The sequence below is a fragment of the Streptomyces niveus genome, assembly GCF_001723055.1.
Taxonomy (GTDB): domain Bacteria; phylum Actinomycetota; class Actinomycetes; order Streptomycetales; family Streptomycetaceae; genus Streptomyces; species Streptomyces niveus.
Genome location: NZ_MDCR01000362.1, coordinates 1 through 3268, shown reverse-complemented (window position 1 = coordinate 3268; position 3268 = coordinate 1). Strand labels below are relative to the sequence as shown.

General features: G+C 74.9%; 2 protein-coding genes. Both read left to right on the top strand.

Annotated elements, in window-relative coordinates:
- Positions 1–294 precede the first annotated feature (294 nt).
- Positions 295–1656: a tetratricopeptide repeat protein gene (locus BHU15_RS32800; protein ID WP_069630467.1), complete on the top strand. Its 1362-nt coding sequence runs from the start codon at positions 295–297 to the stop codon at positions 1654–1656.
- On the top strand, positions 1653–3224 hold the full coding sequence (locus BHU15_RS32795; RefSeq protein ID WP_171908487.1) for a nickel/cobalt transporter: 1572 nt from the start codon (positions 1653–1655) through the stop codon (positions 3222–3224). The genes BHU15_RS32800 and BHU15_RS32795 overlap by 4 nt, the downstream gene beginning before the upstream one ends.
- The last annotated feature ends 44 nt before the right edge of the window (positions 3225–3268 follow it).

The window sequence follows — 3268 nt, the reverse complement described above, 5'->3', positions numbered from 1 at the left end:
CTGCTCGGCACCGGCGGATTCCGCCTGTGGCGCCGAAGGAACACGGGCAGTTGAGGAAGTAGCCCGGATGAACTGCTGAACAGCCGTCACCGCGATGCCGGGCCTGTACGCCGCTGCGTCCTGGTGGAGCACGGTCGTACCGAAGTACCGCACGACCGAGGAATGGCCGGCCGATGACCGGTCCGCCTCTGGCCGGGCGGGGGCCCGCCCCCGCCCGGCCGCCATGCGCGACACCGCGCAAGCACGGAAACAGGACCCCACCCCCACATCTGTACGCGCTCCGCGAGGAGGACCGTGCCCCGTCAGACCGGCGCCACCGATCCGGCCGCCGACCCGAACTCCCGTCCCCCCGGCCGCGGAAGACTGCGCGCCGCCGCCGTCACCGTGGCCCTGGGCGCCGCGCTGTTCCTCGTCGGCGCCATCGCTCTCTCGCCGCTGGACAAGGACCCCGACGCGGCCAAGGACGCCCGGCCTGGGGCGAGTTCACCGCGCGGTTCGATCGCCGCGCTCCGTGAAGACCTGCGCAGGCTGCCCGAGAACCCCGTCGGCTGGGCGCAGTTGGGCATGGCGTACGTCCAGCAGGGACGTACCACCGCCGATCCCGCCGTCTACGCCAAGGCCGAGTCCGCGCTCCGCCGGTCGCTGAAGGTCCAGCCGCGCGACAACTACCAGGCCGAGACGGGCATGGGCGCCCTCGCCGCCGCACGGCACGACTTCGCCACCGCGCTGACCTGGGGCCGCAGAGCCGCCGCCACCAACCCGTCGAACGCCGCCGCGCAGGGCGTACTCGCCGACGCGTACACCCAGCTCGGGCGGTACGAGGAGTCGTACCGCGCCGTACAGCGCATGACCGACCTGCGCCCCGACACGTCCTCGCTCGCCCGCGCCTCGTACACGTGGGAGTTGCGCGGCGACATCCCGCGGGCCCGCGCGCTCATGAAGCGCGCGCTGAACGACGCGGCCTCACCGTCGGACCAGGCATTCGCACGGCTCCATCTCGCCACGCTCGCCCAGGAGTCGGGCGACGCCGACACCGCGCTGCGGGAGGCGGAGAACGGTCTTCGCCGTGCCGAGGACGACGCCCCGCTGCTGGAGGCGCGGGCGCGCGCGCACGCCGCCCTCGGTCACGGCCGCCAGGCCGTCGCCGACTACACGGCGGCCGTGGCGATCGCGCCCCTGCCGCAGTACGTCCTCGGCCTCGGCGAACTCCAGCAGTCCCTCGGACGGGAGACGGAGGCACGTGCGCAGTACGGGATCCTGCGAGCCCAGGAGCAGGTACGCCGGGCCGGGAACGCCCCCGCCGACACGGACGCGATCCTCTTCGAGGCCGATCACGGAGACGCCGGGCGGGCCGTCACGATGGGGCGCGCCGCCGTCGAGACGCGGCCGTTCATCGCCGTACAGGACGCCTACGCCTGGGCGTTGCACCGTGCGGGCCGGGACGCGGAGGCCCTGCCGTACGCGGACCGGGCCCTGTCCCTCGGGACGCGCGGCGCGCTCTACCACTACCACCGCGCGATGATCCACGAGGGACTCGGGGACACGTCGGCGGCCCGGAAGGACCTCGAACGGGCCCTGGCCGTCGACCCGCACTTCCACCCGCTGCACGCACCGCGCGCCCGGACCGCCCTTGACCGAATCGACGACGCCTCATGAACCTGACGTCGCGCCGCGCCCTCGCCGCCGGGCTCCTGCTGACCGCCGCGGCCGTCGCCGGGGTCACCTCCGCGCCCGGCGCCTCCGCGCATCCGCTGGGCAACTTCACCGTCAACCACCACACCGGCCTCACCCTCCACCAGGACCGTGTCGACGCGCTGCTCGTGGTCGACCGTGCCGAGATCGCCGCCGCGCAGGAGCTGCCGGGCGTCGACCGCGACGGCAACGGCGCCGTGGACGCCGCCGAGGCGCGGGCGTACGCGCGTACGGCCTGCGCGAGTGCCGCCGCCGGACTGCGCGTCAAGACCGGTGGCACGGGGCTCGGCTTCACCGTCCGAAGCAGCGCCTTCACCTACCACCCGGGCGAGGCCGGGCTCCGTACGAGCCGGCTGAACTGCTCGCTCACCGCACCGGCCGATCTGCGGCGCCCGGCGGACGTCACCGTACGCACCGCCTACGACAGCCGCCGGATCGGCTGGCAGGAGATCACCGCGCGGGGCGGCGGCGTCACGCTGACGGCGAGCGACGTGCCCGCCGCGTCCCCCACCGACGAACTGCGCCGCTATCCGACCGACCCGCTGGCGTCCCCGCTCGACCAGCGGTCGGCCACCCTGCGCACGGAACCGGGCGGCTCGGGCGGAAGCTCGGTGGGGTCCGCGGCGCTGCCCGGCGCGCAGTGGGTCCCCGGCCCGGTCACCGCCGCGCTCGACAAGGTGTCCGGCGTCTTCGACTCGCTCGTCGGTACACGTGAACTCACCGTGCCGGTCGGGCTGTTGGCCCTGCTCCTCGCCGTGGTGCTCGGCGCCTCGCACGCGGCCATGCCCGGCCACGGCAAGACCATCATGGCCGCCTACCTGGCCGGGCGACGGGGCACCCCGCGCGACGCGGTGACCGTCGGCGCGACCGTCACCCTCACCCACACCGCCGGGGTGCTCGCCCTCGGACTGCTGCTGCCGGCCGCCACGTCGCTCGCCGGGGAGACCGTGCTGACGTGGCTCGGGCTCGCCAGCGGGCTGCTGGTGACGGGAATCGGGGTGTGGCTGCTGCGCTCCGCCCTGCGGGGCGGGTCCACGCACGGACATCACCACCATCACGGGCACGGGCACCACCACCACGAACACGACCATCCGCATCCCGAGCCACCGGCCGGCGACGGTCCGTCCGCCGTCGCCGTACTCACCCCCGTACAGACCGAGCCGCACACCCACACCCATCCCCACCCCGCCGCCGCGACCCGTGGCGGGCTCATCGGCATGGGCATCGCGGGCGGCCTCGTCCCCAGCCCCTCGGCCCTCGTCGTCCTCCTCGGCGCCGTCGCCCTGGGCCGTACCGCCTTCGGTGTCCTGCTCGTCCTCGGCTACGGACTCGGCATGGCCGGCACGCTCACCCTCGCCGGACTCCTGCTGGTCCGCCTGCGCGACCGCGTCGAGCGGAGCACCCGCGCCGCCGCGGCGACCCGGTGGAAGGGACTGCGGAAACTGGCCCGTTGGGGCCCGGTGGCCACCTCCGCCCTCGTTCTGCTGGTCGGCATCGGGCTCACCCTGCGCGCGGCCACCGGCCCCTGGTGACCTGTACCGGCCCACTCCGGGAGGCCGTGGCGGTATGGGCCGGA